Source organism: Pseudalkalibacillus sp. R45 (genome assembly GCF_052246725.1).
In the GTDB taxonomy this organism is placed as follows: Bacteria; Bacillota; Bacilli; order Bacillales; family Fictibacillaceae; genus Pseudalkalibacillus.
The window spans coordinates 68356-81263 of sequence record NZ_JBQQCL010000014.1 but is presented as its reverse complement, the minus strand read 5'-3'; the positions used below and the strand labels follow the sequence as shown (position 1 = coordinate 81263).

Here is a 12908-nt window from a genome sequence, read left to right as displayed (position 1 = left end):
AGGAGATTATTCAGGTAGTAGGCACGCTGATCCCGCAGGACAAGGAAAGCTTCGGCAGCGTTACATCGCACGAAGAAAATGCGATTTTCATTTTCGAGGAGTCTCGCACCTTGCTCTCCAATCAACTCGCACAAGGTGATTTTTTTAAAATGACTCAAAAGCAACAATCTTATAGAAAAACTAAAAAACTCCACTTCAAAACAAGTGGAGAGTGAGATGAACTTCTTATGGTTCACGCTCCCTAGTTTTGTTTAATGAGGGGTGGGAATTGCGAACCCTCGACATTTTATAATTCAATGGATAAAGTCTGTTATACTATAGAATAAATGATATCAACACAGTTGGAAAGGGGTATCTCTTTTGAAAACATCTACCATCCTCGGCACTTGCATCGGTTTTTTGGCCGGTGCCTTACTTACGAAACAATTAAGTTCACGCAAGATCACACCTGAAGCCGCACTGAACAAGGTTAAAAAGAAAGTGCCTGCGAGAGTGAGCGGTTCCTGGATATATACAACAAAGGAAACAACAGATTTAAACGGTCTATCCTATGACGTCTATAGAGGCGGATTCACACGCTCAAACACAACTGGTGAGGAACATTTCCTTTTCACAGTAGATGCGGATACCGGTTCTGTACTTGAAGTCACTAGTACAACTATATAATTCACGACACGAAAATATGAAAGCAATCAAAAGGGGCGACTCAAAAACGTGAGTCTGCCCCATTTTTTCATTAGTTGAATGTGTGCTTTTGGCCGTATAGGTTGTTTTCAATCATGAAGCGTGAAGAAGAATATACCTGGTTGCCCCATACGAACATCAAGTACGCTGGAATAAGCAGAATAAGTGCATGTAAGGACATGATCCATCCTAAGTTCATCTTCTTACCAAGGTGTTCGAATTGCTCTTTATAATTCGTCAATGTGTCATTTTGGAAGGCACCGACTTCAGTAGCAGTCAACATCTTATCATTTGTTGCATCGTAGTAGACTGTTTCTTTACGGTCAAAAGTGAAGATATTATCACGTACGGTCTTGAATTCTGCAAGACCTGCATAAACCGTAATTGGACCTGAAGCTTCTTCTCCTTCTTCTGCTTCAGGAGTGACTTCGACCTTTGTAAGATTGGATAGCGGTTCAAGACTACCATCCTTGTAATCATAATATTCGTCTTTCATAAACTTTTTCGTAGCTTCTTTCATACCCTTTGGTGCGTCTTCGGCAGCAAGTACGCCTGCTCCACCAGAGACCAAAAGTGTTAAAGCCATCACAGCGGCTGTGAGTTGCTTAAACATATCTATCATTCCCCCTCCTAAACGTCAAATGAGCCAATTTATATATTACACTATTATTACTCAGAAAATCTATGTTAATTGTAACAGGTTTCTGTAAAAAATGTGACGGTTTTCTCCATCCATTTTCTTACAAACTGCATAAATGTGACAAATTTATGATCATTTATCACGGTGTACCTTTGCAATGATTTCACCTTGCTCATCGAACTTGACTGCACGGTAAATCGCATCGTGATAAAAAGTGAACCAAGCATCCTCTTCCATCCCTTTACTGATCCATTCTTGCTTTTGACCGATTGAGGTCATTGGATAATCATCATACGCAAGGACCCATAGAGGATTTTTATGAGCATGGGTAGGCATCAAATCTGCCATGTGGAAAAGCTTGTCTTCCCCTTGTTCAAAATAAATGATCGAATGACCATCACTATGGCCGCCTGTATGGATCATATTGAGTCCTGGCAGAACCTCTACACGCTCCCGATACGTTTCCACCTGGTACTCGATTCCCTTCCAGTTCATTTCCCAATATGTATTTTTTGAACGGATATTCGGCTTTCGCATTTCTTCCCACTCTGTTTCAGAAGTGTAGATCGTTGCATTTTTAAACGTGGAAACAAGTTTGTCGCCGTCTTTTTTCGTCAAACCACATGCATGATCGAAATGCATATGCGTCATCAAAACAAAATCGATATCATCCGTTGTAAGGTTGAAGTGAGCCAATTCACGCTCAATATGTGATTCTTCATTCACACCATAATTTCTCTTCTGCTTATCCGTAAGCTTATCGTTCCCCATTCCTGATTCGATTAAAATGTTCTTCCCTTCATATTGAAAGAAGATCGGATCGGTTCGAAGTTCGATTTGATTTTTTTCGTTAACAGGATACTTTTTGCTCCATAACGGTTTCGGAACAACACCAAACATTGCTCCGCCATCCATATGAGTTACTCCGCCATTCAGCCAGTGTAATGTTACATCTCCAAATTGAAGCGTCTCCATGTTTGTTCACTCCTTCTACTCTATCTACAATTCATTGTAGCATATCAAAGAACAAGAACGCGGATTTTTGAATGCTTATTTCCTCCGATACATAGCTTCACAACGGTAGATCCGATTTCCCATCGCGGAAAATTTCTCTTCATATTCTGTCATCACGTTTCCTTTAAAATCACTTCGGTGCAAATCCAGACTGACGTTGTTCAGAATCAATCCGTATTTCGAAAAACTATGGAGTGAGTATACAAAAAGATCTTGATTATCCGTTTTAAAATGGATATCTCCACCAGGTATCAGTACTTCCTCATACGCTTCCAAGAAGGATTCGTGGGTCAACCTGCGTTTTTCATGGCGATTTTTCGGCCATGGATCTGAAAAATTCAAATAGATCCGATGAACTTCTTCTTTATCAAAAAAATTGATGAGTTGCATCGCATTTACATTGATGAGGCGTACATTTTTTTGCCCTGATTCATTGATTTTATCAATCGCAGAAACAATGATGCTTTTCTGTCTTTCAATTCCGATAAAATTCGCATTTGGGTGCAGTTTAGCCATTTCTGTAACGAATTGTCCTTTTCCTGTTCCTACCTCAATGCAAATCGGATTGTCGTTTTCAAAAATTTGATGCCATTTACCCTTCCTGTTTTCTGGGTCAGCAACAACAACTTGTGGATTATCATCTATTTTATCTTGTGCCCATGGTTTATTTCTAAGACGCATTCGTTCAAACCCTTTCTATTTACATAGTCCTCGGATATTTTACCATGATTGGCAACTGAAAATGAACATCAGAAATTTTTTAAGCGAAATTCAAGACACTCCTGCGGGAAAAGCGATCAGGCGAGACCCCACAGTTTTCAAAAGGATCTTCGAGTATAATAATGAACTTCGACTAAATTCCACCATGGTGAACGTCGAAGTTAGTACATCCTGTACAAGTACGTCCTGCGCCTGCGGTTACTCGGCGCAAAAACCTGTGCAAGTGAGGAGGCTCGCGGTTCGCCCGCGAAAGGGAGTGAATTTCGCAGAAACAAATTTCGTTTTAGTATATAGAGGAGTATAAGAGAGTATTTTGGAGTATTTATTAACATGTAGGACCTGATCTCGATCGAACTACTGACAGCGCATCACATCACGTCGTATACCAATTATAGCCATTAGGGTAGAAAACGCTTTCAAAGGTAAGATTGTAATTGTTGAAAAAAAGACTATAGGAGTGGTTTAACAAATTCATGTCTATTCTTAAAAAGACCTTGACGAAAACAGCAGAAGTGACAGTACTAACAATGTTCAGTGGATTATTTGCAGGCTATGTCTTAGCAGTATATCCATTCGAACGCATTGCTCACAAACAATCAATCCGTGCACAAAAAGTAAAAATCAAGTACGCTTCACAGTACTAAATGATAATAAATTAGGGAAGATCTTGCCGTGACCCACTTTACCTGGTTCAAGGCAAGGTCTTTTTCATTTGATGACCCATAAACGTATGAAACCACATTCTCTATGGAATATTGACAATACTAAAACATTTTATTGGAAAAGATGAAAATAGTAGATCAAGCAAGTACAATTAAAGAAAGGCTGTTTTCGCAAACTTTGTTGCTCTTGCACTTAAAGAAGGTATAAAATACTTTCTTCAGTATAAGGGCAACTAAGGCTCGACCTACAAAAGGCTTGGTCTCGCCAAGTTTTCTTTAAAAGTCGTTGATTTCCGCTCCAGGGTGCTCGCTTTCCGCGGGGCGTGCGGTGAGCCCACTCGTCGCCTTGCGACCTCAGGAGTCTCCTTTTCAAGGAAGCATTTGTGCTCCTGCGTCTACAAGAAAGTCCTGTCGAAGTGAGCTTCCTCGTCGCATGCCTTGCGAGGAGATTATTCAGGTAGTAGGCACGCTGATCCCGCAGGACAAGGAAAGCTTCGGCAGCGTTACATCGCACGAAGAAAATGCGATTTTTCATTTTCGAGGAGTCTCGCACCTTGCTCTCCAATCAACTTGCACAGGGTGTTTTTTAAAATGCCTCAAAAGCAACAATCTGTTAGAAAAAGCCTAAAGAAATGAGTTTGTTTGAGAACTTCCAAAATCAATAATGAAAAGGTGAGGGATTTCATGCAGGACTTTTTGAATTTCTGGGCTCCACCAATAGTCTTGATCATCGCAATTGTCGGTCTTTTCATCTGGGGCGCGAAAAAATAATCGGATAAAGAAACCGTATTGACGTATCCTAAGTGCAATATGACGTGAAAGGATGCGTGATCAATGCCGTTACAAGTTAACGATCAACTATCATTGCTTGCGGATATTTTAAGGAGCCACCAATTGGACCAATGTGGGTCAAATTCAGAGTGTCAACAGTTGGAAAGACTCACGAATTCTCTGCTCCAAAACCCACAAACACCCATTGAGCTACGAGAGACCCTTATGGCAATCCAAACATACAGCCAAAACGGCGGACAATCTCCATCACTGGATCAACACATCATCCAATCAAGTGGTGATCTGAACCAATGGATGAATGTAATCGATAACATGTAAGCGCTTTTCGTAAGGCTTTTTACGCAAACATTGTTGCTCTTGCACTTAAAGAAAGTATAAAATACTTTCTTCAGTATAAGGGCAGCTAAGGCTCGACCTACAAAAGGCTTGGTCTCGCCAAGTTTTCTTTAAAAGTCGTTGATTTCCGCTCCAGGATGCTCGCTTTCCGCGGGGCGTTCGGTGAGCCCACTCGTCGCCTTGCGACCTCAGGAGTCTCCTTTTCAAGGAAGCATTTGTGCTCCTGCGTCTACAAGAAAGTCCTGTCGAAGTGAGCTTCCTCGTCGCATGCCTTGCGAGGAGATTATTCAGGTAGTAGGCACGCTGATCCCGCAGGACAAGCAAAGCTTCGGCAGCGTTACATCGCACGAAGAAAATGCGATTTTCATTTTCGAGGAGTCTCGCACCTTGCTCTCCAATCAACTTGCACAAGGTGAGTTTTTTAAAATGAGTCAATAGCAACAATCTTTTAGAAAAGTGCCTTCTTTAATAAAGCCGTAAAAAATGGGACTGTCTAAAAGAAAGTGTCAAACACTTTTTAGACAGTCCCATAATTGTATATCAATGATAAATTTGTTTATCCAACTGAACGAGGTAATTCATCCAATATTTTGCTTGTTCTTCCTGCCCGCGTTCACAATGCCAGTATATCGATTCGATTGTTTGCGCTACGATATACCAGTGCATTCTTATTTTTAACGAATGTGTCAATGGAATGCCATAGGAACGCAGCCATTGATCCCATTCTTCATCAGGAACATACCAATAAAGCAGCATCGCAAGATCCAATGCCGGGTCAGCAATCATCGCGCCATCCCAGTCAATCAGAAACAATCTGTTCTGTTCTGAAATAAGCCAATTATTATGGTTCACATCACCATGACAAACAACAAATTGGTCCGTTTGGACTTCATCGATATGAGTTGATAAATAATCCAAATAAGGTTCTATTTCTTTTAGGTATTGATTGTTTTGTTGTGTTCGATGAAATAATTCCTCTAATACAGCTTCAGGCGTCAAGGGTTGTTTTCCTATCCTGCGTAACATTGAAAGCAATTCTTGTGAACGATGAATTTTGGAAAGCAGTTTCGCAACTAACTGTTGGTTCATCTCTGCAGCTTTAAGCTCTCTACCGTTCAACCAGTTCTGAGCAGTTATGACGTCCCCATTTTCCAACCGCTTTGTCCATAAAAGCTTCGGAACGATCCCCTCTGCCGATAATACAGCAAGGAATGGTGACGAGTTTCTTTTCAAGAAGATCTTCTCTTCCCCATATTGTGCGATATAGGCTTCACCGGTTGCACCACCCGCAGGCTTGACCTGCCAGCCGCTTCCTAATATGTGTTTCAATACGTTCACCTTCGATTTCATCATTCTATCTTTATTATCGGCTTAGACAATCCATTTCAAATACGCAAACACGATAAATCTGTACAGATATAATATTTTAACATATAAATGCCCGTTCAAAAAGTCGCTATTTAGAAACAAGTAGTACAAGGCACGACGGTTTTGAGGACCTAATAGTGAAACCGGCTAAGAACGTCACGTCCTTTGACAACGCCGGTCCTTGTACATCCTATACATCGTAGGACCAGAAAAACCAAGTAACAAAGTAATACGCCGTTTATCAATAGATGACTTTTTGAATTTCCTTATAAATGCCCGTTCAAAAAGTCGAAATCACTACCTGCTAACCAATACCCGATTATCAATCACTTAACCATTAAGCGTCTCGGGTGGACTCTGATCTTGATTGGTGTGGAACCGATAAGTTCACCGTCAGCATGCATCGTTGCTGGAACGCTTGATTCTACGTCAATTTCTTTTCCTTTCAGCAACGTGACTTCTTTTAATTTCGTATGTAATCCCAGGAAAACCGTACCGAATAAAAAGAAAAGCTTTTTCCTGGATAGATTATGGACGATGCAGATGTTCAATAGACCATCATCCGGCCTTGCATCTGGACATATCTTCATTCCACCGCCATAGAATTTGATATTGGTCGTTGCGACAAGCCATACATTACTAAATTCATGTTCCAATCCGTCTACTTTTATTTTCAAATGGGACGGTTCGTATTTCATTGTCAATTTTAAGACTGTGATTATGTATGATAAAGATCCAAGCCCAACTTTATTCAAGACGCCCTTATATTTCGATTCGTTCGTCCGTTTTGCCACTTCCCCGTCAAAACCGATACCAATCGAACTGGTAAACAAGTTGGCTTTATGTTTCCGATTGCCAAGCCGATACTCTCCTAAATCATATCGTCTGATCCTCGCTCTTTTTGAAGTGATATGTTGAAGTGCTTGCATCGTCTTTCTTGGTATTTTGAAGCCTCTAGCAAAATCGTTACCCGATCCTGCTGAGATGAAAGAAACCGGTATTTCAGGATACTGGCTCAACCCGTTGATGATCTCATGCATCGTTCCATCTCCACCAACAGTGACGATCCCTTTCAAGTGTTCATGATGAATATGGGACATTTGTTGAGCGATATCTTTTCCATGGCCAGCCCTCTGTGTAAAAAAACTTCGATAGGGAATGTTCTGCTTTTGCAATTCCCGCTTTACTTTTTTCCAAACCTTTTCCCCTTTGCCGTTCCCAGCCTTGGGATTGATGATGAATATGTAGAACTTTTGCATTTTCAGCCACTCTCTTCCGATGGTCTTATTCTTTTTTCAACAAAATGTCCTAATTTCCCTTTTTATCTGCAAAAAAATGTAAATTTAATACGATTTATAAGGAAGTTGTACCATCTAGCTTTTCAATGCACTCATCCGTCATTCGAATTTTTCAGATCCAATTGCTTCTCATCCGACTCCCATTCTAGTCGGGAAAAAGCTGTGGTTACACATTGCTCTAAAATCACTTTGGCAGCTTTCAGTTGCTTGAATTTAAGCGGACTCGGCTGCCTTTTCAACCTATTTTTCCAATGATCGAAATTAGTCTGATCGATCACCTGGATATAAGAAGGGAGATTGGTTCTGTTAACATAGGAATTTTGCGTAAGAATGACATAATTAAGATTCATTTCAGTTGATTCTGTATCGATAACCGACTCTATGAAATAATTCATTCTCTGGACAGCCGAGATAGGGTTGATCATCTTACGCTCGTCCCCATCTTTATCACATTTCCAGAAACGGTCCTGAGACGCATGGACAACTTCTCCATTACTTGTTTCTAACATCACAATCGCCTGGATTGAATCCGGCCCCAAAAGGAGGACATCCAATTGTGTTTGTGCTTTTTTCACTTGAATAATCGGTTTATAAAGAACCAGGTAGTTATCGGGCACTTCTTTTAAAAGAAAACGGAGGAACTTGTCCCTATCGAGCGATGCACTGATTCTTGATGTTTCTCTGATCGTTGAACTCGCCCATTTCAGCTGGAATTGAAACAGTTCTTCCCGATAGTCTTCCTTTAATTCGGAAAAAGTACGATCATCCCGATTGATGCTTCCTTCATCAATCACTTTAATGTCGGTTTCTCTCCGTTTTCGTTTCCACCACTTTTTTTCGTCAGATTGGTCTTCAGCTTCATGCTGTAAATCAACTGTCTCCTGAGCATTTTCCCAATTTGTTTTTACTCGATGCCAGCGATCACGTTTCAACCTGGTATATTGTCCTGTATATCGAAATACGTCTTGTTCATATCTTGAAACACAATCTTCTAACTTGATCAAGTGTGCCAATCTTTTTCACCTGCCTTTATATCCATGTAGCTACGATTGGAATGAGGATGGAAGCGACCAAAGCTGAAATCGTCATCGCCACTGAGCTTATCGCTGCCGCTTGACTGCCATATTCGAGCGCTTTCGACGTTCCGATGGCGTGCGATGCTGCTCCAAGTCCCAATCCTTTCGACATATCATTTTTTATATTGAACCATTTGAACAAATACGGGGCGAAAATCACACCTCCAACACCCGCAACCATAACGAACACGATCACAATAGAAGGCATCCCCCCTGAAACTCTCGTGATCTCCATTGCTACAGGTGTCGTAACCGATTTCGGTAAAAGAGACAAAATGACGTTTTGTGATGTGCCGATCATCTGCGCAAAAAACAATCCGGAAAAGACACCGACACAAACACCAGTAATAATACTTATAAGGAGCGGAAAAGTATATCGCTTCAACAATCCGCGATTGATATACAAAGGATAAGCTAGAGCTACAACCGCCGGCCCTAACAACTTGTCTATCCACTCGGTCCCGACCATATATCGATCATAAGAAAAATCGAATAGAATTAATACAGCAATGATCGATGTTGTAGCTGTCAAAATCGGAACCAGGAAAGGGTGCCTCCATCTTTTATAAATCACGAGTCCTAATACATACGATCCGATTGTCAGTGATATGAATGCGATGTCTATCATGCTATGTTTCATTCGAATCCTTCTTTAGTCCCTTTGACATGAATAGATCCAACATTTTACTAGAGATAACGATCACTAGAATCGTGCTGGCAAGTACAGCAGGAATGAGCAGCAACCCTTTACCTTTGAAAACATACCCGAACTGCATCACACCAACAGTCACAGGTATAAAGAATAGGGTGAGATGTACAAGCATGAACCGGCTCCCCTTCTGTATCCATTTTAAAGGTAAAATCTTTGTGACAAGCAGCAGGAATAAGAGAAGCATTCCGATGATACTGCCGGGAATCATAAGGTCGAGTACGCTCTGGATCCAAATGCCAGCTAAGTACAAACCATAAAGTACAAAAACTTGCGTGATGATAAGAGTGGCTTTCTTCATCCTTTGAACGTCTCTCCGATTTGAAAACGATGGTATGGAACGTACATCGGCTCTTTGCCTGGATGAATCTCATATAAAATGATTTCTTCGACTTCCCAGCTTCTGCTGATCAATTCTTTTGGTTCCGGTAGATTTTCATAGGATATTCCTTGAGAATCACCGCCCCACCTTTTTCCGATTGTAATGTGCGGTCGATAAGGTCTCGAATCGACATCGAACCCAGCGGAAATGCAAGCTTGTTTCGTCTGCTCCTGTAACTTCAACAGCGACTCAAAGCGACCAATACCCAGCCAGAATACACGCGGTGTTTTCGGATTGCCGAAATACCCAGAGCTTTTTAGCGTTAAAGTGAAGGTGTGAGAGTTGATCTTGTTGATTTCGTGAATAAGTTGCTCAAGCTCCTTATCCGGTGATGCACCTAGAAATTGCAAAGTGATGTGATAATCACCCAAGCTGGTCCACTTTTTCAGAGGGAGCAAGGGCTTAAGTTCTTGCGCATAACTATGGATTTCCTTTTGTATTTCGTGTGGGATCGGAACTGCAAAAAAAGTATGGCGTGCCATTGTCGAACCTCCACAATAAAGTTATCATAAGTCTAACAAAAACAGAGCATGACTGAAATACAAATGAATGTGTCATTCAAAACGTTAAATTAGAGTGGTTTACTTGGATTTGTTATAATAATCTGGAATAACAGAAGATAAAGGACGTGTTTTCATGCGTGTTGTAAATAGTATAGCTGATTTGATAGGAGATACACCATTCGTAAAATTAAACCGTCTGCCAGACCCAAACGGTGCAGATGTTTATGTGAAATTGGAAGCATTCAATCCAAGCGGAAGCATTAAAGACCGGGCAGCCTATAACATGCTTACAGAAGCAGAAAAAAAGGGCATCTTGAAGCAAGGTTCCACAATCATCGAACCGACTTCGGGAAACACTGGAATCGGCCTGGCAATGAATGCTGCGGCAAAAGGATATAAAGCAATCATTGTGATGCCTGATACGATGACCCAGGAACGCATCAATCTTTTAAAAGCCTATGGAGCAGAGGTTGTATTAACCCCGGGTGATGATAAGATGCCAGGCGCAATCGATAAAGCAAAGGAATTAGCAGAAGAAATCCCGAACAGCTACATGCCGATGCAATTTGAAAACCCTGCAAATCCAGATGCACACCGTACGACGACAGCAATCGAAATCCTGGATGCAGCTAAGCACATTGGAAAAAAATTCTCGACATTCGTTGCACCTGCAGGCACGGGTGGAACGATCACAGGTACAGGAGAAACGTTAAAAAAACACCTGCCGGATATTAAGATCAAAGTCGTTGAACCAGAAGGCTCACCTGTCCTTTCAGGCGGAAAGCCAGGGAAACACAAATTGGTCGGAACAAGTCCAGGGTTCATTCCAGAAATATTGAACCAAGAGGTTTATGACGAAATAGTCCGGATCAAGGATGAAGAAGCGATCGAGACGACCCGTCAACTTGCAAGTGAAGAAGGTATTCTAGTCGGACCCTCTTCAGGTGCTTCTGTATATGCCGCTCTTCAGGCTGCTAAGAAACTTAGTCCAGACGAAGTTGTCATCGCCATCACATGTGATTCAGGTGAACGCTACCTATCAAGCGACCTGTTTGATTTCGGAAAAGAGTAAAATATGGATGAAAAAGGATCGTTTCTTTAGGGGACGATCCTTTTTTAATCAATTTTTGATGATGCTTGAGCAATTCCGGGGTCTGCTTGAGCAGTTTCTATGGCATCTTGTGCAATTTTTGATGCATCTTGAGCAATTTAGTAAGATGTACCCACAAACTCACCTAACCTATAAATCACAAAAAGACTGCCGCTCCCACCATTTACGGTTGAGCAGCAGTCTTTTACGATAAAACTTCTTCAGGCAGCTACCTTATGAGGCAGTACCTTCAAATTTACGACGAGCAGCAGAAGTCCGATCGTCGTCAGAATCCCAAAGAACAGATACATCGCGAACAGCGAAAATGCATCATAGATAATTCCACCCACGAATGTACTGAACCAGCTTCCAAGTCCATTCCCCATCGAGCTGTATAAAGCCACTGCGGTCGCTTTCATGTCACTAGGAGCGATTTCACGGACATATTGAAGGGCAGCGGGTATGAACAATCCGATAGAAAACCCTTGTGCGATCGTTGTCGCATAAACGGCGAGGAGACTCGGTTCCGTGAAATAGAACAGCCATCTTAGCGCTGATATGAGAGCTGCAGCAATCAGAATCTGTTCGATTCCCAGCTTACGGATCCAACTTCCCGAAAATTTCATGAAAGGAGCTTCACTTCCTGCAGCAAGTAAAAAGGCGATTCCGACACCCGCTAATGTCCCGCCAATCTCTTGAATGTAGAGACCGAAATAAAAGTTATTCGATTGGATCGGACCGAATACACAAAACGTAGTCAGTAAAAATAAGACGAACTTCGGCAATTTGAAAAGCTTTGCGATCCCCGTTCGCAGGTCCACTTTTAACGAGTTACTTTCTTTCGGCATCGATAGAACAAAGATTGTACAAATGAATAAAGCTCCTGCAAAACAGTAGAATATGAGGCTTAAGCCTAACGTCTCGGCAAGGTTACCCATAACATAGACCGCAATGGCAAAACCTAGGGCTCCCCATAATCGCAGGTTCCCATAATCTTTGTTTTTGGCCATCACATAGTTCAAGGTGATGCTGTCAGACACAGGTACAATTGCGCTTTGGAAGGTTGCAAGCGTTATAGAAATCGCAATAAGTGCGAGGTAACTTTCCATCAAGACAAAAGGCAGAGCGACCAATCCGCTCATCACCAATGTGAAGATCAGTACAGCTCTTGGTTTTTTCGTATAATCACAAATGATTCCCCAGATCGGCTGCGCTATGATCATGACAACTGGACTGATCGACATGATCGCTCCAATTTGGGTTCCCGTCAAATGGACTTCCTGTTTTAAATACACACTTAACAGGGGAAAAAGCGTTCCATATCCAAAAAACATGAAAAAATAAAACAAACTGAAATTCACGGATGTCTTCTCAATTCGCTGCATAATAGATCTCCTGCCTAATCAAACATTATGTATCAACCTCTGTTGATTGTATCGCAACTCCTCAAAAATTCAATCAGAAACGCTCGGGACTTCATCTTCAAGTAAAAAATCTTGATCGCTATTTTTCCAGTTTCCCTGTGCCTAGTTATGTAAAGTTCTAGCCCATTAATCCACTCTCTTCTATCTTTTTCATACTATAATTTGTCTGACTGCTTGGTAACATTTGAACACCGCAACCAACCACATAAC

18 protein-coding genes are annotated in these 12908 nt (G+C 41.5%); 8 read left to right on the top strand and 10 right to left on the bottom strand.

What is annotated here, in order from left to right:
• Both ACTWQL_RS19295 and ACTWQL_RS19290 read left to right on the top strand, forming a co-directional pair.
• On the top strand, positions 1-215 hold a 215-nt coding region (locus ACTWQL_RS19295), incomplete at its 5' end, for a hypothetical protein (protein ID WP_443144038.1).
• A 145-nt stretch (positions 216-360) separates the two neighbouring features.
• Complete coding sequence (locus tag ACTWQL_RS19290) at positions 361-666, top strand: PepSY domain-containing protein (RefSeq protein WP_443144037.1); 306 nt, start codon at positions 361-363, stop codon at positions 664-666.
• Positions 667-736: 70 nt separating this feature from the next.
• On the opposite strand, the gene ACTWQL_RS19285 is transcribed toward ACTWQL_RS19290, so the two are convergent.
• The 3 genes from ACTWQL_RS19285 to trmB form a co-directional block, all read right to left on the bottom strand.
• Positions 737-1297: a hypothetical protein gene (locus tag ACTWQL_RS19285; RefSeq protein ID WP_443144036.1), complete on the bottom strand. Its 561-nt coding sequence runs from the start codon at positions 1295-1297 to the stop codon at positions 737-739.
• Between the two features lie 159 nt (positions 1298-1456).
• On the bottom strand, positions 1457-2299 hold the full coding sequence (locus tag ACTWQL_RS19280) for a YtnP family quorum-quenching lactonase (protein WP_443144035.1): 843 nt from the start codon (positions 2297-2299) through the stop codon (positions 1457-1459).
• Between the two features lie 75 nt (positions 2300-2374).
• Complete coding sequence (trmB, locus tag ACTWQL_RS19275; RefSeq protein ID WP_443144034.1) at positions 2375-3019, bottom strand: tRNA (guanosine(46)-N7)-methyltransferase TrmB; 645 nt, start codon at positions 3017-3019, stop codon at positions 2375-2377.
• Positions 3020-3531: 512 nt separating this feature from the next.
• Between trmB and ACTWQL_RS19270 the strand changes: the two genes are divergently transcribed.
• From ACTWQL_RS19270 to ACTWQL_RS19250, 5 genes are all read left to right on the top strand, one after another.
• Positions 3532-3702 (top strand): hypothetical protein, encoded by a 171-nt coding sequence (locus tag ACTWQL_RS19270; protein WP_443144033.1) that lies wholly within the window; start codon positions 3532-3534, stop codon positions 3700-3702.
• A 451-nt stretch (positions 3703-4153) separates the two neighbouring features.
• On the top strand, positions 4154-4348 hold the full coding sequence (locus ACTWQL_RS19265; RefSeq protein WP_443144032.1) for a hypothetical protein: 195 nt from the start codon (positions 4154-4156) through the stop codon (positions 4346-4348).
• Positions 4349-4404: 56 nt separating this feature from the next.
• A complete protein-coding gene (gene cydS, locus ACTWQL_RS19260; protein WP_443144040.1) occupies positions 4405-4491 on the top strand; it encodes a cytochrome bd oxidase small subunit CydS in 87 nt (28 codons plus the stop codon).
• Between the two features lie 63 nt (positions 4492-4554).
• Positions 4555-4830, top strand: a complete 276-nt coding sequence (locus ACTWQL_RS19255; protein WP_443144031.1) for a YtzH-like family protein — start codon at positions 4555-4557, stop codon at positions 4828-4830.
• Positions 4831-5115: 285 nt separating this feature from the next.
• Positions 5116-5286 (top strand): hypothetical protein, encoded by a 171-nt coding sequence (locus ACTWQL_RS19250; protein ID WP_443144030.1) that lies wholly within the window; start codon positions 5116-5118, stop codon positions 5284-5286.
• A 102-nt stretch (positions 5287-5388) separates the two neighbouring features.
• Here the strand turns inward: ACTWQL_RS19250 and ACTWQL_RS19245 are convergent, their stop codons facing one another.
• The 6 genes from ACTWQL_RS19245 to thpR form a co-directional block, all read right to left on the bottom strand.
• Positions 5389-6177 carry a phosphotransferase gene (locus ACTWQL_RS19245; protein ID WP_443144029.1) on the bottom strand — a complete coding sequence of 263 codons (789 nt, stop codon included), beginning with the start codon at positions 6175-6177 and terminating at the stop codon, positions 5389-5391.
• Between the two features lie 365 nt (positions 6178-6542).
• Entirely contained in the window at positions 6543-7475 is a 933-nt protein-coding gene (locus tag ACTWQL_RS19240) for a diacylglycerol/lipid kinase family protein (RefSeq protein WP_443144028.1), read from the bottom strand.
• 131 nt (positions 7476-7606) lie between these two features.
• A complete protein-coding gene (locus ACTWQL_RS19235) occupies positions 7607-8527 on the bottom strand; it encodes a hypothetical protein (protein ID WP_443144027.1) in 921 nt (306 codons plus the stop codon).
• A gap of 16 nt (positions 8528-8543) precedes the next feature.
• Entirely contained in the window at positions 8544-9230 is a 687-nt protein-coding gene (locus tag ACTWQL_RS19230; protein ID WP_443144026.1) for an LrgB family protein, read from the bottom strand.
• Positions 9220-9600, bottom strand: a complete 381-nt coding sequence (locus ACTWQL_RS19225) for a CidA/LrgA family protein (RefSeq protein ID WP_443144025.1) — start codon at positions 9598-9600, stop codon at positions 9220-9222. Before ACTWQL_RS19225 ends, ACTWQL_RS19230 begins: the two co-directional genes overlap by 11 nt.
• Positions 9597-10163, bottom strand: a complete 567-nt coding sequence (gene thpR, locus ACTWQL_RS19220; protein ID WP_443144024.1) for an RNA 2',3'-cyclic phosphodiesterase — start codon at positions 10161-10163, stop codon at positions 9597-9599. Before thpR ends, ACTWQL_RS19225 begins: the two co-directional genes overlap by 4 nt.
• A gap of 154 nt (positions 10164-10317) precedes the next feature.
• Between thpR and cysK the strand changes: the two genes are divergently transcribed.
• Positions 10318-11256, top strand: coding sequence for a cysteine synthase A (cysK, locus tag ACTWQL_RS19215; RefSeq protein ID WP_443144023.1), 939 nt, complete (start codon positions 10318-10320; stop codon positions 11254-11256).
• 239 nt (positions 11257-11495) lie between these two features.
• Here cysK and ACTWQL_RS19210 read toward each other — a convergent pair whose 3' ends face one another.
• Positions 11496-12659 (bottom strand): MFS transporter, encoded by a 1164-nt coding sequence (locus ACTWQL_RS19210; protein ID WP_443144022.1) that lies wholly within the window; start codon positions 12657-12659, stop codon positions 11496-11498.
• Positions 12660-12908: the final 249 nt, after the last annotated feature.